The sequence below is a fragment of the Shewanella sp. DAU305 genome, assembly GCF_026802235.1.
GTDB lineage: Bacteria > Pseudomonadota > Gammaproteobacteria > Enterobacterales > Shewanellaceae > Shewanella > Shewanella baltica.
In genome coordinates this window covers 1,693,088-1,713,146 of the sequence record NZ_CP113808.1, presented here as the reverse complement: position 1 = coordinate 1,713,146, position 20,059 = coordinate 1,693,088, and the positions used below count along the sequence as shown (strand labels likewise).

General features: G+C 45.1%; 16 protein-coding genes. 9 read left to right on the top strand and 7 right to left on the bottom strand.

Annotation, left to right across the window (positions count from 1 at the left end; translation table 11 throughout):
- Positions 1 to 36: 36 nt before the first annotated feature.
- Complete coding sequence (locus OX890_RS07415; RefSeq protein WP_006084975.1) at positions 37 to 333, bottom strand: ArsR/SmtB family transcription factor; 297 nt, start codon at positions 331 to 333, stop codon at positions 37 to 39.
- Between the two features lie 136 nt (positions 334 to 469).
- Here OX890_RS07415 and OX890_RS07410 point away from each other — a divergent pair, with 136 nt between their 5' ends.
- The gene (locus OX890_RS07410) at positions 470 to 1,876 is read left to right on the top strand and encodes a M28 family metallopeptidase (RefSeq protein WP_126491356.1); all 1,407 of its coding nucleotides are present in this window, start codon (positions 470 to 472) and stop codon (positions 1,874 to 1,876) included.
- Positions 1,877 to 1,946: 70 nt separating this feature from the next.
- Here OX890_RS07410 and yaaA read toward each other — a convergent pair whose 3' ends face one another.
- Both yaaA and OX890_RS07400 read right to left on the bottom strand, forming a co-directional pair.
- On the bottom strand, positions 1,947 to 2,720 hold the full coding sequence (gene yaaA, locus OX890_RS07405) for a peroxide stress protein YaaA (RefSeq protein ID WP_126491355.1): 774 nt from the start codon (positions 2,718 to 2,720) through the stop codon (positions 1,947 to 1,949).
- A gap of 129 nt (positions 2,721 to 2,849) precedes the next feature.
- Positions 2,850 to 4,292: an alanine/glycine:cation symporter family protein gene (locus OX890_RS07400; RefSeq protein ID WP_107402424.1), complete on the bottom strand. Its 1,443-nt coding sequence runs from the start codon at positions 4,290 to 4,292 to the stop codon at positions 2,850 to 2,852.
- A 433-nt stretch (positions 4,293 to 4,725) separates the two neighbouring features.
- Here OX890_RS07400 and OX890_RS07395 point away from each other — a divergent pair, with 433 nt between their 5' ends.
- The 5 genes from OX890_RS07395 (at position 4,726) to OX890_RS07375 (ending at position 11,711) form a co-directional block, all read left to right on the top strand.
- Positions 4,726 to 7,092 (top strand): phosphoketolase family protein, encoded by a 2,367-nt coding sequence (locus OX890_RS07395; RefSeq protein WP_006084971.1) that lies wholly within the window; start codon positions 4,726 to 4,728, stop codon positions 7,090 to 7,092.
- 240 nt (positions 7,093 to 7,332) lie between these two features.
- Positions 7,333 to 8,445: an OmpA family protein gene (locus OX890_RS07390; protein ID WP_172599559.1), complete on the top strand. Its 1,113-nt coding sequence runs from the start codon at positions 7,333 to 7,335 to the stop codon at positions 8,443 to 8,445.
- A 250-nt stretch (positions 8,446 to 8,695) separates the two neighbouring features.
- The gene (gene tal / locus OX890_RS07385) at positions 8,696 to 9,652 is read left to right on the top strand and encodes a transaldolase (protein WP_012088519.1); all 957 of its coding nucleotides are present in this window, start codon (positions 8,696 to 8,698) and stop codon (positions 9,650 to 9,652) included.
- 19 nt (positions 9,653 to 9,671) lie between these two features.
- Positions 9,672 to 11,309 (top strand): glucose-6-phosphate isomerase, encoded by a 1,638-nt coding sequence (gene pgi, locus OX890_RS07380; protein ID WP_126491353.1) that lies wholly within the window; start codon positions 9,672 to 9,674, stop codon positions 11,307 to 11,309.
- A 216-nt stretch (positions 11,310 to 11,525) separates the two neighbouring features.
- Positions 11,526 to 11,711 (top strand): DUF3545 family protein, encoded by a 186-nt coding sequence (locus OX890_RS07375; protein WP_006080618.1) that lies wholly within the window; start codon positions 11,526 to 11,528, stop codon positions 11,709 to 11,711.
- A 364-nt stretch (positions 11,712 to 12,075) separates the two neighbouring features.
- Here the strand turns inward: OX890_RS07375 and OX890_RS07370 are convergent, their stop codons facing one another.
- The 4 genes from OX890_RS07370 to OX890_RS07355 all read right to left on the bottom strand — a co-directional run bounded on the left by OX890_RS07370 (position 12,076) and on the right by OX890_RS07355 (position 16,088).
- Positions 12,076 to 12,612 (bottom strand): hemerythrin domain-containing protein, encoded by a 537-nt coding sequence (locus OX890_RS07370; RefSeq protein WP_012088517.1) that lies wholly within the window; start codon positions 12,610 to 12,612, stop codon positions 12,076 to 12,078.
- A gap of 235 nt (positions 12,613 to 12,847) precedes the next feature.
- Positions 12,848 to 13,573, bottom strand: coding sequence for a hypothetical protein (locus OX890_RS07365; RefSeq protein ID WP_268650356.1), 726 nt, complete (start codon positions 13,571 to 13,573; stop codon positions 12,848 to 12,850).
- Positions 13,566 to 14,171, bottom strand: coding sequence for a sigma-70 family RNA polymerase sigma factor (locus tag OX890_RS07360; RefSeq protein WP_268650355.1), 606 nt, complete (start codon positions 14,169 to 14,171; stop codon positions 13,566 to 13,568). Before OX890_RS07360 ends, OX890_RS07365 begins: the two co-directional genes overlap by 8 nt.
- A gap of 45 nt (positions 14,172 to 14,216) precedes the next feature.
- Positions 14,217 to 16,088: a vWA domain-containing protein gene (locus OX890_RS07355; RefSeq protein WP_268650354.1), complete on the bottom strand. Its 1,872-nt coding sequence runs from the start codon at positions 16,086 to 16,088 to the stop codon at positions 14,217 to 14,219.
- Positions 16,089 to 16,320: 232 nt separating this feature from the next.
- On the opposite strand from OX890_RS07355, the gene dauA reads away from it, so the two are divergent.
- From dauA to purK, 3 genes are all read left to right on the top strand, one after another.
- Complete coding sequence (gene dauA, locus OX890_RS07350; protein ID WP_126491350.1) at positions 16,321 to 18,084, top strand: C4-dicarboxylic acid transporter DauA; 1,764 nt, start codon at positions 16,321 to 16,323, stop codon at positions 18,082 to 18,084.
- Between the two features lie 269 nt (positions 18,085 to 18,353).
- Positions 18,354 to 18,845, top strand: coding sequence for a 5-(carboxyamino)imidazole ribonucleotide mutase (gene purE / locus OX890_RS07345; protein WP_006084961.1), 492 nt, complete (start codon positions 18,354 to 18,356; stop codon positions 18,843 to 18,845).
- Complete coding sequence (gene purK / locus OX890_RS07340; protein WP_126491349.1) at positions 18,845 to 19,948, top strand: 5-(carboxyamino)imidazole ribonucleotide synthase; 1,104 nt, start codon at positions 18,845 to 18,847, stop codon at positions 19,946 to 19,948. Before purE ends, purK begins: the two co-directional genes overlap by 1 nt.
- Positions 19,949 to 20,059 lie beyond the last annotated feature (111 nt).

Genomic DNA, 20,059 nt, shown 5'->3' with positions numbered 1-20,059 from the left:
GGCAATTGCCGGTTTTTTTATATCTGAAAAACACTATTAATGACAATAAATGTTGTTCAATAAGTGGATCATCTCCCGAACTTCATCACTCTTGAGTGAATAAAATACCGTTTGCGCTTCTTTGCGTGTGGTTACTAAATTATCTTTGCGTAACCAAGCAAGATGTTGTGATAGTGCCGATTGACTTAAGCCTAATTTTTTATTCATTTCGCCAACGCACATTTCTCCTTCATTCAATAAATAACAAAGAATAAATAAACGGCGTTCGTTCGCAAGTGCCTTTAATAGCACTACGGCATGATCGGCTCGCTCCTGCATTAATTCAATATTCATTACGCACTTTCTCTCCTAAAACTAACCCCTGCGCTAATATAGCGTCGCCTTACGGATATAGTCGGGACATAAAGCACACTTTTTGCTAGATTGTTTTTAAAAATGGGACATGCTTAATAAAAATAAAGGAAATCTAATGAAGCCCTATCAAACAACACTTCTCTCGAGTCTTTTAATCGGGAGTTTAAGTGCGTGCCAAACTCAGGTAGAAACAGCCCCGACAAGTGACGTCATTAAATTACAACAGACAGCATTAGCTTCACAATTAGGTTATGACATAGTCGAATCTCTCACGGTTGAAGTAGGTCCCAGACTAGCTGGAAGCCCAAAAGATATCATCGCCGTTAACTGGGCGATAAATAAACTGACCAGCCTTGGATTTGACCGCGTTTATAAAGAACCAGTACAAGTACCCATTTGGGAACGCGGTGAAGCCAAAGCCAAAATAACCTTCCCTGTCGAGCAGCCGCTGGTCATTACTGCGCTTGGTGGCAGCGTTGCGACACCAGCAGGCGGTATACAAGCTAAAATCGCACGTTTTGATAGCCTAGAGGCACTACAACAAGCCAAGCCTGAAGACGTAAAAGGTAAGATTGCGTTTATTGACCAAAAAACCGAGCGCCACATTACTGGTGAAGGCTATGGCAAAAGTGTTGGTGGCCGCTCAAAAGGTGCCGTCGCAGCAGCGCAAAAAGGCGCAGTTGCTATAGTTATCCGCTCTATTGGCACAGATCATGACCGCATGGCCCATACAGGTGTTATGCGCTACCAAGATGACGTGCCTAAGATCCCTGCGGCAGCCATGTCAAACCCTGATGCCGATTTGGTCGATGCGTTACTAAAACGCAATCCTGATGCTCTACTTGAGTTGCAGATGTCACCAAAAAATGCAGGCTTTAATACGTCTTACAATGTCATTGCCGAAGTAACGGGCAGCAGTAAGCCCAATGAAATCGTGCTCATTGGCGCTCATTTAGATTCTTGGGATGAAGGTACGGGGGCGATTGATGATGGGGCGGGTGTCGCGATAGTGACCGCTGCTGCTAAGCACATTCAAGATCTTCCAGTAAAACCCGCTCGTACTGTCAGAGTGGTGCTATATGCCGCTGAAGAAATTGGGCTCGTGGGCGGTAAAGCCTATGCAGAGGCTCATAAATCGGAATTACTACTGCACTACATAGCAGCGGAATCCGATTTTGGGGCGGGCCGAATTTATCAAATCGATACTAAGGTTAATGAGAGCGCATTTGCAGAGGTACAGCAAGCACTCAGCCCTATGTCATTCAATGGTGTCGCACTCGGCAACAACCAAGCTTCTGGCGGGCCTGACGTGTCTATGCTGCCAGCCCTAGGCGTACCAGTTGCATCATTAAGGCAAGATGGTCACGATTACTTCGATTACCACCACACACCGAATGATACCTTAGATAAGATTGACCCTGCCGCATTGGCTCAAAACGTCGCCGCCTACGCACAATTTGCTTATATCATGGCAAATTCAACCGCGACATTAACACCTTTAGTCATTCAGTCTGAAAAATAGATAATCGATAAAATAATAGAGAGAACAGCATAAGCTGTTCTCTATCAATTAACATCTTATCGATATTTCGCTATTGCTCTGCACGTAAAAATGTTGGATTTGTCGGTGAACTTTGCTCTTCACTATAGTAATAACCCGCGAGATTAAATGCTTTTAACTCAGCTAACGTATTCACTTTATTGGTGATGATATATCTCGCCATCATGCCCCTAGCACGCTTAGCAAAAAAACTGATCACTTTATATTGACCATTTTTACAATCTTTAAATACGGGTGAAATTAATTGCCCTTGCAATTTTTTAGGCTTTATCGCTTTGAAATACTCATTAGAAGCAAGATTGACAATAATATCGCTACCACTTTCTGCAAGCGCTTCATTTACCGCTTGCGTTAAGGTATCACCCCAAAATTCATATAGATTTTTACCTTTGGGATTCGAAAGCGCCGTTCCCATTTCTAAACGGTAAGGCATGATTAAATCCAGCGGCCTTAGCAAACCATAAAGACCCGATAGAATACGCATCTGCGACTGAGTCTGGGCGATTTCATCCTCAGATAAGCTATCAGCATCAAAACCGGTATACACATCTCCTCTAAAGGCAAAAATGGCCTGTTTAGCATTATCTAAACTAAAGTCTGGCTGCCACTCTCCGAAACGCGCCGCATTTAAACCCGCAATTTTATCGCTCACCTTCATCAAAGTCGCGATATCTGAAGGAGTTAATTGCCGACAAACTTGGATCAACTCCTGACTATGAGTTAAGAAATCAGGCTGTGAATACACCTGAGTCAGTGGCGGCTGTTCAAAATCTAAGGTCTTCGCCGGCGAAACCAATATCAACATCAAAAACTCCCAACAGAAACAAAAAGACATGTCTATGATACTGAACGAACATAAAAAAACCACGCTTTAACGGCGTGGTCTTTTCGATTACGACAATCAGTAATACTTGTCGTCGATAATTTGGGTTAACTAAGGCTTTTTAACGGGCTTGAGACTGGCATCTTGCCAAATGTCATCATCAAGTTGATCCATTAATTCAGGAAACTTACTGCGGTCAAACTCTGGTGTCTTACCCGCTTTAACCTGCTCGCGATAATCATTGATGACGCGAATGGCCAAACCTGACAACAGTAAGAGCGCAATAATGTTCACTGTCGCCATCAATCCCATAGAAACGTCGGCTAAGTTCCACACTAGACTTATCTTCGCCACGGCACCAAACATTACCATGCCCAATACACACAAACGGAACAAAGGCAGTAATTTAGTACTGTTACCCATTAAAAACATCACGTTTGTTTCAGCGTAAGAGTAATTGGCTATGATGGATGTAAAGCAGAATAAGAAAATCGCCACTGCAATAAACGCACCACCCCAGTCTCCAACATGGGATGACATGGCATTGATGGTTAAACGAATACCATCGTCACTCGAACCCACATCCCCTGATAGCAGGATAATTGCAGCCGTTGCAGTACAGATAACGATAGTATCCGCAAATACCCCCATCATCTGTACAAAACCTTGGGATGCCGGATGGTTCGGATTAGGCGATGCACTAGCCGCGACATTCGCCGCACTGCCCATACCCGCTTCATTTGAGAAGAGTCCGCGTGCAATACCCGCTTGCATAGCCTGCGCGACGGTATAAGCCACGCCGCCAGCAGCCGCCTCTTGCCAACCAAAAGCACTCTTCACAATTAAGCTAATAATTGCAGGCAGTTGATCTAGGTTGAAAATAACGATAATGAAGGCAACGAGAATATAGGCTAATGCCATGATAGGGACGATAAATTCAGAGACTCGTGCGACTTTACGCAGGCCACCGACAATCACAAATCCACTGGCAATCACCAGTCCAATCCCGACATAAGTAGGATTAAACCCAAATACTCGCTCCATCGCTCCGGTAATGGTATTCGCTTGTACCGCGTTGAATACCAGACCAAAGGCAATGATCAGAAAGACGGCAAACAAAATGCCCATCCAGCGCTGACCTAAGCCTTTTTCCATATAATAGGAAGGACCGCCGCGGAACTGACCGTTATGATCTCGCACTTTGTAAACCTGCGCTAAGGTTGATTCAACCATAGCGGTAGCCATACCTAAGATAGCGATAAGCCACATCCAAAATACCGCACCAGGACCTGCAGCACCAATAGCGACTGCAACACCGGCCATATTACCGGCACCGACACGGGCCGCCATACTGGTACAAAAGACTTGAAATGATGAAAGACCGCTATCGCAACCTTGGCGACTCATGGTCATGACTTTGATGGAATGTTTAAAGTAGGTTAACTGGATAAAGGCAAGTCTTATGGTGAAATAAAGACCAGCTCCTACCAGTCCATATACTAACAACTTACCCCAAAGTAGCGCATTCAAAAAATTAACTATGGTTTCTAACATATTATTTTACTTCTTCCCGTAGCAAATGCTCCTCTCATTGAATGGCAATTAGAGGTACAACATCTGTGGTGAATGAATCCTTCCAAGTTAAAGGTAAGAATTTCGGTAGATTTATTTTTTCAAATTATCCTTCCGTGAATTTACAACATCACGGCTACCGAATTCAACGCAGCAAAATAGCACAGTATTCGAAATTGCTCATGTGATCAAGCTCGCGTTTGCACAGTTAAACGCCATCAACATCACGCCTCACAACATAAGCTAAGCCACTGTTAAAGCTACATTAACAAAACCGCGAAGTTGCCCCATTATTTTTAACAGTAAAAACAACTTTTAAAATTTGGATGTAGGGCACATTTTTGTAATAAAACTACAAATATAGTATCCACATAGAAACTTCAATCATCTCTTGTTTGTTTTAGTGAGGCTTTATATGACACAAATACATGAAATCAATGCTCTGAAAAAATATGTCAGAGCGACTAACTTTCTTGCGACCTCGCAGATTTATCTCAAACAAAACGTCTTACATAAACGTCCACTTGCCCATACTGATATCAAACCACGTTTACTTGGCCACTGGGGTACCTGCCCCGGCATTAACTTTGTTTATGCCAACATTAACCGATTGATAGTGAAACATAATCGCTCGTTCATCTATTTAGTTGGTCCAGGCCATGGTTTCCCAGCAGTACAAGCTAACTTATTCATGGAAGGTTCATTAAGCCATTTCTATCCAGAAACGATCCCCTACAATGAAACCGGTATTGAAGATATTTGTAAGAAGTTTTCCGCCGCTTATGGCTATCCTTCACATGCAAACCCTGAAGCTCCAGGACAAATTCTTGAAGGTGGCGAACTAGGATACTCACTTTCTGTAGGCTGGGGCGCAGTACTCGATAATCCAGATCTGATCGCCACAGTCTTAATTGGTGACGGTGAAGCAGAAACCGGACCATTAGCAGCATCTTGGTACGCAAACCGTCTAGTCTCTCCTGCGACAAGTGGTGCAGTATTACCGATTGTGCATATCAATGGCTATAAAATTTCAGGCCCTACCCGCATGGGACGCATGAGCCATGAAGAACTGGATCTTGAATTCCGTGGTCTTGGCTACTTCCCTATTATCGTTGATAACGAATTAGAAGAAGATATCTATGTGCAAATGACGAATGCCATGGATACCGCTTATGCCATGATCAATGATATCCAACGTCGTGCCCGTAGCGGCGAAGATGTGGTTAAGCCTAAATGGCCAGTGATTTTAATGCGCACCGCCAAAGGTTGGACGGGTGTCAGTGAGTATAAAGGTAAGAAATTAGAAGGTAACTGCGAATCACACCAAGTGATCGTCAATAAATGTGCCACAGATAAAGGTCATCTGGATGCACTTGACAATTGGCTTGCCAGTTACCACTTCCAAGAACTTTACCAAATGAATGATAAAGGCGAGCTGATTTTTGATGCCGACATTTGCTCATTAATTCCACCTAAGCAACTTGCCTGTGGTCGTCAACATCTCACCTATGGTGGTGAAGTGGTTAGAGCGTTAACGAACCCTGATCTCGAAAAACTCAGCTACGGCCCAGAAGTACCACGTGGTCACCGTGGTTATTCAATGTTGAAAATGGGTGAATGGATGCGTGATGCATTCAAGCTAAACCGCGATCAACGCAATCTACGTATTTTTAGCCCTGACGAAACCTATTCAAATCAACTACAAGCCGTATTTGAAGAAACCGATCGTGCATGGCAATGGCCAATTGAGAGCTGGGATGAAGACATGTCCCGCGAAGGACGAGTGATTGAGCTCCTTTCTGAAAACTTGCTCTTTGGTATGTTGCACGGCTACACAGTAACAGGCCGCCACGGCATGTTCCCTACGTATGAATCATTCTCACAAGTGATCTCATCGATGGCCGACCAATACTGTAAATACGTCTATGCAAGCCAAGGCGTGCATTTCCGTAAGCCACTGCCTTCATGTAACGTCGTATTATCTTCGCTGCTTGAACGCCAAGACCATAATGGCTACTCGCATCAAAACCCGTCTTTCCTTGGGGCTATGCTAGAGAAGCATCCAAAAATTATCTCTGCTTATTTACCAGCAGATGCTAACAGCACCTTGGTTTATACCGAACGAGCTTACGCTGACCGCGACAAACTCAATATTCTTGTTGCAGGTAAGAAAGAGTTACCACAATGGCTGAGCTTGGAAGAAGCGCGTAAACAAGCAAAAGATGGCGTGATGGTGTGGGATTTCGCCTCTGATGAGAATCCAGATATTGTGCTGGCAGGTTGTGGTGATTACGTCACTCAAGAGTGTATGGCTTCATTAGTATTGATCAGAGAACTCCTTCCAAGAGTCAAAATTCGCTTCGTTAGCGTCACCGAATTAAGCAGTGATGGCTTAGGAAGCCGCAAATTTAAAGAAAAACCTTGGTTAATGGACGAAATATTTACCCAAGATAAAGGCGTGGTATTCAACTACCATGGTTACCCAAATACGATTAAAAAGTTAATATTTGATTACAAAGGCAGCCGTCGCTTCAGAATTAAAGGCTATGAAGAAGAAGGTTCAACAACCACTCCATTCGATATGGGCGTTCGTAACGGCACATCACGTTATCACCTAGTGATTGATATGGCTTACAAACTGTTCCAACAGGGCGTTATTGATGAAACTATGCACGTTTCTATAACCACTGACATGCTGCAAAGACTAGTTGACCACCGCAACTACATTAAAGCGAATGGTGTCGACCCAATAGAAATTGAAAATTGGATATGGACACGTTAAAAGTCACAAAAAATTAACATAGCAGTTCATTTTAAAGGCACTCCTCGGAGTGCCTTTTTTTGAATGAGAAACCCACTTACAGAACGCGAGACCCTAAAAAGGAAATTCTTAACACTGGTAAAATTTAACAAACCAAGTGATAATTAATCGCTGGCTACAATACCAAAGGATCCCCACATTAAGTGCTAGCAATGTTTTGCACACATAAGCGCAGAACATATTGGTGGAGAATCATAAATAATGGAATTGGAGAACATGATGAATCATAAATTAAAATTTGTACTGCTTGCATCGCTATTACCTTTCACTGTATCAGCGGCTCAAGAACTGACTCCTTGGTATGTTGGCGCTGGTTTAGGCGTTAACAACTATGAACATATCGCGACCCAGAATGGTCAAGATGACCCATATGCATGGGATGTATTCGCTGGCTATATGTTTAATGATTACTTTGGCGCTGAAATCGGCTTCCGTGATTTAGGTAATGCAGATTGGACTAATGGGGCCACCAGTAATGATGCTGGCGTTAAAGGTTCAACGCTAGGCTTAGTAGGTATCTGGCCACTAGCCAATCGCTGGAGCTTATCAGCTGAAGCGGGTGCTATGTACTATTCACTTGAAAACAGCCAAAAATTTGGTGGCGCAACGAGTAAATACAGCTCAAACGATTTTGCTCCGTACATTGGTGCTGGTGTTGGCTATAATTTCACTGATAATTTGAAGTTACAAGCTAAATACCGTCGTTATGAAAACTTAGATGATACTGATTTCAATACTATTGAAGCTGATAGCAACTACTGGGGCTTAGAACTGAGCTACCGCTTCGGTAACACAGTTGTAGCGGCACCAGTTGCAGCAGCGGTTATCGCAGCAGCACCTGTTGACTCAGACAACGATGGAGTCTATGACGACAAAGATCAATGTCCAGCCACACCAGCAACCCATAAAGTTGACGCTGTTGGTTGTACCATTTACGAAAACGTAAAAACTAAAGAAGACGTGGGTTCAATCCAGTTTGCTAACGATTCAGCTGTAGTTAAACCAGTTTTCTACAAAGATATCGAAAGACTCGCTAACTACCTGAACAAGAACCCAGAGTTCACAGTTGAAATCGCTGGCCACGCTTCACATGTGGGTAAACCAGAGTACAACATGGTGCTGTCTGATAAACGTGCTGCAGCAGTTGCTAAGATTCTTGTAGACAAATATGGTATCAGCCAAAGCCGTGTAACCTCAAAAGGTTATGGCGAAACTCAACCGCTAGTCGCGGGCGATTCAAAAGAAGCTTACGCTGCTAACCGTCGTATCGAAGCCGTTGTAACAACTACAACTAAACAACCTGTTCTTAAGTAATATTACTTACTGACGTAAAAAAGTCGCTGCTTGCAGCGACTTTTTGTTTTTATGAGGTATACACTAGGACAAGCGATGCCCTCTACCGCAGCCAAGATGAGAACCTGTATCTCAAGCCAAACCTAAATAGACATAAAATTGTCATTTTTGTAATTTTTTTACATTCAAGGTTGGAAAAGTTGGCAAAATCGCTTCTAATAGTCATCAGTGAATTCCGAGTTAAAACTGCTACCTGAGAAGGATGTTTTTCATGGCCAATACATTAGAGCAACTCAAGTTATATACCACTATCGTCGCTGACACAGGCGACATCGAAGCGATTAAACGCTACCAACCTGAAGATGCGACAACCAATCCATCGCTCATCTTGAAAGCGGCTCAAATTCCTGAATACGAATCCCTCATTGATAACGCTATCGACTGGGCAAAATCACAAAGTGACGATCTCGCGCAGCAACTTGATGATGCCAGCGACAAGCTCGCCGTTAATATCGGTGTAGAAATACTGAAACTCGTTCCTGGTCGTATCTCTACTGAAGTCGATGCCCGTTTATCATTCGATAAAGAACAATCAATCGCTAAGGCCCATAAGCTAGTTCGCCTCTACAAAGAAGCGGGCGTTGATAAATCACGCATTCTGATCAAACTCGCTTCAACTTGGGAAGGCATTTGTGCCGCTAAAGAGCTGGAGAAAGAAGGCATCAACTGTAACTTAACCCTACTATTTAGCTTTGCCCAAGCACGTGCTTGTGCCGAAGCGGGTGCTTATCTGATTTCGCCTTTTGTTGGCCGCATTCTTGATTGGTACAAAAAAGATACGGGTAAAGACTACGACGCAGTAAATGATCCAGGTGTCGTTTCTGTTACCGAAATCTATAATTATTACAAACAGCATGGTTTCAATACTGTCGTTATGGGTGCAAGTTTCCGTAATATCGGTGAAATCATCGAGCTAGCAGGTTGTGATCGTCTCACGATTGGCCCTTCTCTATTAGAAGAACTGGCTAATTCGCAAGTAGACATTACTCCTAAACTGGTTGCAGCAACCAGCACTGTCGCAGCTGAAGCCCCATTGACAGAAGCGCAATTCCGTTGGGACTTTAACCAAGATCCAATGGCAGTAGATAAGCTTGCGGAAGGTATTCGAAACTTTGCCATAGACCAAGGCAAACTCGAAGTGATGCTCACGGCTAAGCTCGCAAACTAAGCATTCTGGAGACAGTGAGATGACACTCTTGACCCAAAGCTCAACATGGCAAGCTTTATCAGCACACAGTAAAAATGTGCCGCATATGCGGGAATTGTTTGCCACTGACGCGGCACGTTTCAATAAAATGTCGCTATCTGCCTGTGGTTTATTACTGGATTACTCTAAAAACAGAGCAACGGCGGAAACGCTTGATCTGTTATTTACGTTGGCAAGCAATAGTCAACTTGAAGCAAAAATCAAAGCGATGTTTGCTGGTGAGATCATTAACACCACCGAGAAGCGCGCCGTTCTGCACACAGCGCTGCGTAGCACTGCGGAGCAGTCGATTATTGCCGAGGGTCAAGACATCGTTCCTGAAGTTCAACAAACTCTGAATAAAATGCAAGGGTTTGTGAGCTCAGTGACGTCGGGTCAATGGAAAGGTTACACAGGTAAAGCGATAACCGATATTGTCAGTATCGGTATCGGTGGCTCTTTCCTTGGTCCAAAAATTGTCTCTCAGGCGCTGCGCCCGTATTGGAACCCAGAGTTGAAATGTCACTTTGTGGCAAACGTCGACGGTACTTCAATCAGTGAGAAGCTGAAGTTACTGGATCCTGAAACGACCTTGTTCATCATGTCGTCCAAATCTTTTGGAACACAGGAAACCTTAACCAATACCCTCACTGCAAGAGACTGGTTCTTAGCAAAAGGCGGTTTGCAGTTGGATGTGGCAAAACACTTTGTCGCAGTGACGTCAAACGTCGCTAAAGCGACGGATTTTGGTATTGATGCAGACAACATTTTCCCAATGTGGGATTGGGTTGGCGGTCGTTACTCACTCTGGTCAGCGATTGGTTTACCGATAGCACTCTTGATTGGTATGGATAACTTCAGAGCCTTACTCTCAGGTGCGCACCAAATGGATGAGCATTTCGCCAATGCACCACTGACAGAAAATATGCCAGTGATCATGGGCTTATTATCCCTATGGTACGGTAACTTCTTCAATGCTCAGTCCCATGTTGTACTGACATACGATCATTATCTGCGTGGTCTACCTGCTTACTTCCAGCAGCTCGACATGGAAAGTAACGGTAAGTCTGTCACCTTAAACGGGACGGATGTTGACTACAGTACAGGTCCGGTGATTTGGGGTGGCGAAGGTACTAATGGCCAACATGCCTACCACCAGCTGTTGCATCAAGGTACTGCACTGATCCCTGCCGATTTTATTATGCCACTGCAAAGTCATAATCCTATCGGTGAGCACCACGACCAATTAGCGTCAAACTGCTTTGGCCAGACTCAAGCCTTAATGCAAGGTCGTACTTTTGATGAAGCCTTAGCCGAACTCGCTAATAGCGCATTACCTGCGGCTGAAAAGCAGTTGATCGCAAAACATAAAGTGATGCCAGGTAACAAGCCGAGCAACACCTTACTCATGGATAAGCTCACGCCGAGTACCTTAGGTGCTTTGATTGCACTGTATGAACACAGAACCTTTGTTCAAGGTGCAATTTGGGACATCAACTCCTTCGATCAATGGGGTGTAGAACTCGGTAAGGATCTGGGTAACGATGTGTTAACACGCATAGGTGCAAGCCAGGATTGTGATGCCTTAGATGCCTCAAGTAACGCATTGATTAACCTTTATCGACAAGGCAAAATCTAATCGAACAAAAAGCCAGCAATTGCTGGCTTTTTAATTTTATCCTTTTATTTTTATTAAACTTTTCGACTATTCCCCGCTCTAAATCCACACTTAAGATCAACGACATATCACTCAAAGTTCATTTCAACTTAACACAATTGAAACATAATTCTTGCACCCTGTTTTAAAAATATGTTATTTAATCGCTGACAAAACATACAACAACAGGAGGTTGCCATGGATCGTTTAGATTATGGTTGTGCGCTAGATGAAGTCGTTGAAAGACCCGATCGTTCGCGAGGCTCCAATAAAAAGCGTAAATGGCGTGAGATCGAAGCGTTGAAAGATAAGCATCGTTTGCTCAAAGAACTCCAAGAAATCGATAATAACTTTAACTACGACATTGATGCCATCCAGTTGTAATCACATGTTGAGATGATCTAAACCATCATCTTAAACATGAACAAGAAAAGCGCCTTAGGCGCTTTTTTTATTTGTGATATTGAATGTGGCGGGAAATAAGAGGGAATGATATTAAGCGTGTTAAATGAGAAACTCGTTGATTACGGCTTCGAGTGCGAGACCCCTAAACTCCCCATTACGACAATATGGCTATCGCTAAATGACTTGCGCGATATGACTAATGCTAACCTCCGCTCTCATCAGCTAAGCTCTAACAAATCGTGAGTGACTCGCGAGCAACAACAGCTAGCGCAAAAACACGTCACTCTGTAGTATTGAATCCTCAGCTCAAGCCCGCAAAGTGAGCCCAATGAGTGAATCAATGCTAGTCAGCCATTGTTAGATAAGCCCGCAAATCCTCAAATTCTTTCTGCTCGCGATCTAAGAATAAAGGATCATCAATCAAGGATTTCTGGCACTCAGACTCAATCAGCTGCCAATCTTGTTCAGTTAAGGTTTTAGCTAACAGAGGAAATATTTCCCGCTCCTCCATTTGCATATGCCGCTCTTGTAATGCGACATAATCTGCAAAATCAACAATCAGTTTCTCACGGGCAACCACAATATCACTGAGGATCAGATTCAACGTCGTCATCAAAGCCGCCGAGGCTTGGATCACTAACTCGTGTTCGGCACTCAACTTATCGATACTGTCATTAGCTTTATGCGCAAGATAGTAGGCATAAATAATGTCTTCAACCGGATGATGGCAACGCTCAGCATATCCTTGCATATATTCAACGATATCACGCACCACGATGAAGTTGATTGACTCACCTTCTGACAGTTTCATCTGCTTGTTTTTTAAAACATTTAGCAATACAGCTATATGTTTATGATCATGCATGAGTCTTTTAAGCATAATGCCTCCTGGATATGGATCTGACTATTGATACTAGTCAAGTCGTAGACTAACACCAATATAGCAGGCTAAATCCTGTTCACTTTATGACGTTGATCAAGTAAATCACATACCAAACAGTAAACAGACCACAAACACTAACACGTCTATCCAAATCTCAGGGGCATTTAGCGGTTTTTCTCACCACGTTATGATTGATCATCACGCTTTTATTACTAAAACCACAACAACACACTTATTTAGCAAGCTGATGTAGCTGCTGTTGTAACTTTTTAAATTCCAGCTGTTGTTCGCTTAGCAGCGCTTTATCTGCAGCCTCAACGGCGAGTTGTGGATAATCCTTAAGCAGTTGTTGCTCAAGCACCAATGCTTGCTCAGTCTCCTTCGCTTCGATAAAGGCATGTAACTGATGTAAAGACTCTGCGAGTGGCACTTTATCTATGTCTGAAGACTCAGACGCGCTGGGTGCATTCATCGACCTTGCAACGATGTCTGGGCTGCTTGCATCATGTTGTCGCTCAAGCGCACCCGCTGCGGCCTTCGCTTGCTGCATTTGAGTTTGTATTTCATGCTTAGCCACAGCTTCTGCATGCATATTTGAGGATTGCAGCGCTTGCGTATCTGCTATTCTCGTCATGGCTTGTGGCGCCGGAGCACTCATTACCATTGGACTTGGAGTCATAACATCTTCGATTTGCGGCCGATTCAGTACAAGTAAACCCACAACAAGCACCAAAGATGCCGCGCTCGATAACGCCCAAGGGTGACGTCGCCAGACGGAAGTTGGAGACTCAACAGCAGTTATTTTACTTTGATGCATTTCAGCTAAGTGAGTTTGCGCCAGCTGCAAGATATCTTGATCAAGTTGCTGCGGTGGAACTTCTAAAGCCTGTTGGCGATACCAAGCTAATACCTGCTGTTGCAGCACAATCTCATCGGCATTTGAAGATGAATTACTCATGACCCGCCTCCTGCCATTTCGCGCTAACGCAATCCTTTAGACTTTGGTAAGCGTAGCGAATACGGCTCTTAGTCGCTTCTAAAGTCACGCCCGCAATGTCGCTAATAATGGCAGCCGTAAAACCCATTTCAATGTTCAGGATAAATGCCTCTTTCTGGACTTGGGGTAACAGTGCGATACAGGTCTTTAGCAATAAACTCTTTTGCGCTTCTTGCCACTGCACGTCGGGCTTATCTTGCTCACCCGCCACAAAAGTATCGAGCCCAGTTTCGTCCTCATCAGTGGCGACTAAATCGACGGGCTTAACCGCTCGCACATGATCAATCAATAAGTTATGGGCGATACGATATAGCCAAGTAGTAAACTTAGCACTGGCCTCGTAGTTAGCCGCTGCGCGGATCACCCGTCCCCATGTTTCTTGATATAAATCCTCAGCTAACTGCTTATCACCTAACTGGCGCACAAAGTAGCGATAGAGCGCGCCTTTGTGCTTCAGGTATAACTGCTCAAATGCTTTTGAATCGCCCTTGGCATAGCACAACATCAATTGCTCATCTGAGTGCTCATGGTTTGATAATTGCGCTATTGCTAATGCCACGGGAAATTCCTCATCATTGGGGTTAGCCCCACGAATTTACTTTTACTATTGTAATCTCTCATTGCGCGGATTGCTCTTGTCTCTCACAGGCTCGCCATGAAGCTTATCTTGGGGAGGAAAAGGTTTATCCGTACCATCGAATACCTTCTTAATCGGCACATGATTAGATTGCTCTATGGCCGCGGCGGTTTCCATTAATTGCACAAATTCATGTCGATAACCAAAGGGATCATCCCCTAATGCTGAACGTGCGAGTAAGCTTAACTTAGTATAATCAAATTGATGTAGATAATGGCTGCCATTCAGTAATTGCCCTAATCCTGCAACCGCTGCTGCAAATCTAAAATCATCACTCGCTTGTTCTAACAGCTTAACATTTTGGTCTAACCTGATGGGATAACTCAGTAACTGACTCTGTGTTTGTTCTGGCAACTTGTATCTCAGTTTAAGGAAAGCGATTTCTTCACGGCTGTATTTTTCTTGCCCCGTTTGAGCATCAACGCCATATCTGAGTTTATCATTCGCCATCTGCCCTGCTTCAACATATCTTAATTCATATAAGGCAGTCACTGTATGACCCGCGCCAATTTCGCCCGCATCAACCTTATCGTTGTTGAAATCCTCCCGTGCTAAAGCACGATTCTCATAACCGATTAGACGATACTCAGACACTAAGGCCGGATTAAACTCCACTTGCACTTTGACGTCTTTAGCAATAGTGAACAAGCTTGAACTTAACTCGTCCACCAGCACTTTTCGAGCTTCATTCAGGGTATCGATATAGGCATAGTTACCATTGCCCTTATCCGCCAATTGCTCCATCAGTTGATCGTTATAATTGCCCAAGCCAAACCCTAAGGTCGTTAGGCCAATACCATGATCTTTTTCCTTTTCAATCAAGGCAATCAAATCATCAAAATCTGTCACGCCAACATTGAAATCACCATCGGTCGCGAGGATAACTCGATTTATGCCATTGGGGATAAAATGCTTTTTAGCCAATTGATAGGCTTGCGTGATCCCTTGCCCACCATTGGTTGAACCACCGGCACTTAATTGTTCTAACGCATAGGTCAAGGTTTGAGTGTCGTTCCCCGACGCGCCATCGAGCACCACACCAGCGGCCCCAGCATAAACCACAATAGAGACTCTATCCTGCGCGCTTAACTGCGCTGTTAGCAGCTTTAACGCCGTTTGCAGTAAAGGCAATTTATCCACTGACGCCATAGAGCCTGACACGTCGAGTAAAAAGACTAAGCTGCTGGCGCCTAACTGAGATTTAGGTAAGTCATAACCTTTAAGGCCAATCCGCAGCAGCATCATGTCATCGTTATAGGGTGAGGGAGCAAGCTCTGTCGTCACGCTAAACGGCGCCGCGTTTTTAGCGGGTAAGGGATAATCGTAGGCAAAATAATTGAGCATTTCCTCAACTCTGACAGTGCCTTTCTCGGGTAAGCGCCCTTCCCTCAGCATCCGCCTTAAAGTGGCATAACTGCCAGTATCGACATCGATTGAAAACGTCGATACCGGGATCTCCCCTGCCACCATGATGCCATTTTGCACTTGCTGCTCGAATTTATTTTGCGCTAACGGAATCGCGGCATAGTCACGCGGCATTGGCGCTATGCTCATTCCCATCACTGCCCCATTGCTAGACATTTGCATCGGCGCCGCCACTCTCGCCATCTCAACCTTAGCGGCATCACGCATTTCTGCTTGGCGCTGCGACGCTTCTTGATGACGTTGCTCCGCTTGTCGATGTTCAACCTCGGCGCCTTTACCGCCACAGGCCGTTAAACTCACTGCGACCAGTAATAGAGCAGCCATATTGGTCGCCGATGGGATACCGTTTCCCCGTTGCAGGTAGAGAGTTGGATCGGAAACTGAAACGGTTTTTGGGGAATATTTTGTTTTCATGTTGAATGCCTTTGATGTTGACCTAAAGCTGTAAACGGCCCGCATTAGCAAAAGGGTTAAAACATCTCGATATTTTGCAAAACATACTTAAATGAGAATCAAACCGCCTCCAAGCACACTATTTATACAAAACAAAGTATTTTCAATCGCTTTTGCTGGCAAGATCACACTGCACATTCAATCTGGCCACTAAAATAGAAGCTTGTTGCTAGCCTCGCTATGGGACCCTCTTGTGTCACACTCAGCTCATTTATTTTCCCTAAGGATCGCCCACGCACTCACAGAAGCTTGCGTGAAGGATAAGTATTCGTTTAGACGTTTTGGGCAAGATCTTCTTGCTGGTCTCACTGTAGGTATTATTGCGATTCCATTAGCGATGGCATTAGCCATTGCCAGTGGCGTTGCGCCTCAATACGGCTTGTATACCGCCATAGTCGGTGGCTTTATTATCGCCATGTCTGGCGGCTCACGTTACAGCGTGTCCGGCCCGACAGCGGCATTTGTGGTATTGCTCTACCCCATAGCCCAACAGTTTGGTTTAGCAGGATTATTAATCGCGACTGTGATGTCGGGAATGATACTCGTCGGTATGGCGACGCTGCGCCTAGGTCGGTTGATTCTGTATATTCCCGAATCCGTCACCTTAGGTTTTACCGCAGGGATTGGCGTAGTGATTGCCACCTTGCAGTTAAAGGACTTTTTCGGGCTCGAAATTGCCCATATGCCGGAGCAATATCTGGCCAAGCTAATGGCATTAGCCCAAGCGCTACCTTCAATCCATTTACCTAGCTTATTGGTTGCAAGCGCCACCCTAGCGACTATGCTGCTTTGGCCTAAACTCAAAACACCTGTGCCAGCGCACCTTCCGGCAATTATACTCGGCACTATCCTCGCCTTGGTGCTCAATGCCATGGGCGCTGATATAGAAACCATAGGAACCCGTTTTCACTATCAACTGAGTGATGGCACCACAGGCATGGGGATCCCTGCAGTATTGCCGAGTTTCGAGTGGCCTTGGCTGCAAGCTGGCGCCAATGGCCAAGCTTTTCAATTTAATCTCGCGACCTTTCAAGCTTTGTTACCTGCCGCCTTTGCCATTGCCATGTTAGGGGCGATTGAATCGCTACTATGTGCTGTGGTGCTCGATGGCATGACAGGTAAACGCCACAGTGCCAACAGTGAGTTACTGGGCCAAGGCATAGGTAATATCATCACACCGTTTTTTGGCGGGATTCCGGCGACAGCGGCAATCGCCCGTAGCGCGGCGAACGTCAAAGCGGGCGCACAGAGTCCAATTGCGGCCATGATCCACGCCATAGTGGTATTGTTTGGTTTAGTCGCCTTAGCGGGCGTGCTCGCCTACTTGCCGATGTCGGCCATGGCTGCCCTGCTACTCGTCGTAGCTTGGAACATGAGTGAGGCCCACAAAGCGCTGCATTTAGTTAAAACCGCGCCCACCAGCGATATCATGGTCTTTGTTAGCTGTTTTTCATTAACGGTTATTTTCGACATGGTCATTGCCATCAGTGTGGGGATCATTCTCGCTGCCTTGCTGTTTATGAAGGAAATTGCCGAGATGACAAGGCTTTACGATATCAGCACCAACAAGCGTTATGTCGATCAAGAGTTACCCGCCGATTGGGCCGTTCTCAAAATTAACGGGCCACTCTTCTTCGCCGCTGCCGACCGGATTTTCTCCGAAATCGCCAGTCTCACCGAAGATAAACAAGTGATAGTGCTGTATCTCGATGGGGTCTCGATTCTGGATGCGGGTGGCTTAGCCGCGCTAACAAAACTGATTGAAAAATGCAAAGCGAATAAAACTAAGCTGATTATTGCCGATCTACAGTTCCAGCCCATTCGAACGCTAGCAAGAGCCAAGATCCAGCCGATTGAGGGCGTGTTGAAGTTTTACTCGACCCTACGAGAGGCCATGGCCGAAGCGCCAGTTATCACTCAGCAAACAGAAATCACTGCGGATAAGCAGACACAGTAAACCAGCAGCGCAATCTCAGCGGCTTAATGCTGCTGACTTATCTCAAAGGCCAATCTCAGGATTGGTCTTTTTTATGGCTCAATTACTCAAGCCATTCATCGCAGCAAAAGACGTTTTTTCGCTCGCAAAAACGGGCAGAAATGACGAGGATCATGGTATTATTCAGCGCCATGATGCTTGCTACCGGTGACGGCTAGACAAGCATCAACTGTACCTAGACCTGAAACAAGGTCAAAATATAATTAAAATTAGTGAGTTAAGGAGTTATCATGCAAGCCCTTGTTGCTGTTGTTATGGGTTCTAAAAGTGATTGGCCCACGATGGAAGCCGCCGCTGAGATAATGGATAAACTGCAAGTGCCTTATCATGTTGAAGTGGTTTCCGCCCATAGAACGCCAGATAAACTCATGGAGTTTGCAGCCTCTGCCGCCGATCGAGGTTTTAAAATCATCATTGGTGGCGCCGGTGGTGCTGCGCACTTACCCGGTATGATTGCCTCTAAAACTCGCTTACCCGTATTAGGTGTCCCAGTCCAAAGTAAAGCTCTGTCAGGTATGGATAGCTTATTGTCTATCGTTCAAATGCCAAAAGGCATCGCCGTCGGCACCTTAGCCATAGGTACAGCGGGCGCATTCAATGCGGGATTATTGGCCTGCCAAATCCTTGCGAATAACGATGCTGAATTAGCGGCTCGTGTTGACGCTTTCAGAGAAGAACAGACCCGTGCGGTACTGGACAATCCAGATCCGAGGGAAGTTTAATGACCCAGACAAACACTAAACCTAAGGTTTGGGTACTAGGTAATGGTCAGCTCGGTGCCATGTTAACCCACGCTGGCGAGCCATTAGCGATTGAAGTTAACGCCGTTGATATCATGACGCCTACGGATGACATCCTGCCACTCGCGCCACACGACATCATCACCGCCGAGCGCGAACAGTGGCCTGAATCCGCCCTTAGCTTACAACTCAGCTCACACCCCCATTTTGTTAATGGTCCGGTATTTAGCCGTTTAGCCGACCGTTTTAGCCAAAAAAGTCTACTCGACCAGCTCAGTGTTCCCACAGCGCCTTGGACCTTAGTTGACGATAACACCCAAGTCGATACCCTGTATCAGCACTATGGCCCAAGAGTCTTGATGAAACGCCGTACCGGTGGTTATGACGGTAAAGGTCAACACTGGCTTAAACAAGCCGAAGCGGGTGATATTCCAAACGATTGGCGTAACCTTGCAATTGCTGAGCAAGCGATTAATTTTGATGAAGAAGTATCATTAGTTGGCGTCCGTACTCGCGAAGGCGAATGCGTGTTTTATCCGCTGACGCTGAACTTACATCAAGATGGCATTTTAATGGCGTCGATTTCGCCACTGACACGCTTAAGCCCTTTGCAAGCCCAAGCCGAAGCTATGCTCAGCGCCATTATGCATGAGCTTGAATACGTTGGCGTGATGGCGATGGAATGCTTCCGTGTTGGCGATGAGTTATTGGTGAATGAACTGGCACCGCGAGTGCACAACTCAGGCCATTGGACTCAAGCCGGAACCCATATGGATCAATTCCAGCTGCATTTGCGTGCACTTTGCGGAATTGCGATCCCACAGCCACAAGTGAATTTTCAGTGTGTTATGGTCAATCTTATCGGTATCGATAATGATCCACGCTGGTTAAGTTTGCCTAATGCTGAGTTGTACTGGTACAACAAAGAAGTGCGCCCTGGTCGTAAAGTGGGCCATTTGAACCTATCAGTGCCCAACCAAACTGTGCTCAACCAGAGCATAGCCGCACTGCAAACATGGATGCCCATCCAATACCAAGCTCCTTTAGCCTGGATATTGGCCGAATACGCAGAAAATTCGCGTTAATTCAGTATTTAGTACCAAAATCGCTGATATGAAATTGTTCGCAGTTTCATATCAGTTTATATTTCAATTTTCGTTATATACTTAACAGAACTCAGTGTGGATACGTTAGTG

Bases quoted from the DNA above. Each gene is read 5' to 3' on its own strand.
- OX890_RS07415 (WP_006084975.1), bottom strand. From the start codon at position 333: ATGAATATTGAATTAATGCAGGAGCGAGCCGATCATGCCGTAGTGCTA.
- OX890_RS07410 (WP_126491356.1), top strand. From the start codon at position 470: ATGAAGCCCTATCAAACAACACTTCTCTCGAGTCTTTTAATCGGGAGT.
- yaaA (WP_126491355.1), bottom strand. From the start codon at position 2,720: ATGTTGATATTGGTTTCGCCGGCGAAGACCTTAGATTTTGAACAGCCG.
- OX890_RS07400 (WP_107402424.1), bottom strand. From the start codon at position 4,292: ATGTTAGAAACCATAGTTAATTTTTTGAATGCGCTACTTTGGGGTAAG.
- OX890_RS07395 (WP_006084971.1), top strand. From the start codon at position 4,726: ATGACACAAATACATGAAATCAATGCTCTGAAAAAATATGTCAGAGCG.
- OX890_RS07390 (WP_172599559.1), top strand. From the start codon at position 7,333: ATGGAATTGGAGAACATGATGAATCATAAATTAAAATTTGTACTGCTT.
- tal (WP_012088519.1), top strand. From the start codon at position 8,696: ATGGCCAATACATTAGAGCAACTCAAGTTATATACCACTATCGTCGCT.
- pgi (WP_126491353.1), top strand. From the start codon at position 9,672: ATGACACTCTTGACCCAAAGCTCAACATGGCAAGCTTTATCAGCACAC.
- OX890_RS07375 (WP_006080618.1), top strand. From the start codon at position 11,526: ATGGATCGTTTAGATTATGGTTGTGCGCTAGATGAAGTCGTTGAAAGA.
- OX890_RS07370 (WP_012088517.1), bottom strand. From the start codon at position 12,612: ATGCTTAAAAGACTCATGCATGATCATAAACATATAGCTGTATTGCTA.
- OX890_RS07365 (WP_268650356.1), bottom strand. From the start codon at position 13,573: ATGAGTAATTCATCTTCAAATGCCGATGAGATTGTGCTGCAACAGCAG.
- OX890_RS07355 (WP_268650354.1), bottom strand. From the start codon at position 16,088: ATGAAAACAAAATATTCCCCAAAAACCGTTTCAGTTTCCGATCCAACT.
- purE (WP_006084961.1), top strand. From the start codon at position 18,354: ATGCAAGCCCTTGTTGCTGTTGTTATGGGTTCTAAAAGTGATTGGCCC.
- purK (WP_126491349.1), top strand. From the start codon at position 18,845: ATGACCCAGACAAACACTAAACCTAAGGTTTGGGTACTAGGTAATGGT.